Here is a 346-nt window from a genome sequence, read left to right as displayed (position 1 = left end):
TAGTACGTGTGGAGGTTGGAGACGGTCAGGTTGTGGACTGTGGCGTTCTGGGACGTCCTGCGTTCGACCGAGGTGATCTGGACGAACGTGCCGGTGCCGGTCTGGAGCCACTGGCCTGCGGCCAGGTCCGTGGCGTCGATCCACTCGCCCAGCTCGGGGACCCAGAAGGGGTGGCCGTCGGTCGCGGTGACCTGGGCCGTCTTCGCGCCGCTCGTGCCGTCCGTGTCGATCGTGACCTTGACCAGGTGCTTGAGGCCCTGGCCCTTGATCTCCGCGGTGACCGTCTCGATCCGGGTCTCGCCGGACTCCGGGTCCGTCGCGACGACCTTGTCGCCGGTCCTGACCT

Annotated in this window: 1 protein-coding gene; it reads right to left on the bottom strand. The window is 67.9% G+C overall.

Annotated features, from left to right (window positions below):
• On the bottom strand, nt 1-346 hold a 346-nt coding region (locus QK442_RS36295; RefSeq protein WP_282698406.1), incomplete at both ends, for a polymorphic toxin-type HINT domain-containing protein.

The organism is Streptomyces sp. CC208A (assembly GCF_030010625.1).
In the GTDB taxonomy this organism is placed as follows: Bacteria; Actinomycetota; Actinomycetes; order Streptomycetales; family Streptomycetaceae; genus Streptomyces.
Note: the sequence above shows the minus strand (reverse complement) of the source record. Positions and strands in the feature narration are given on the sequence as shown.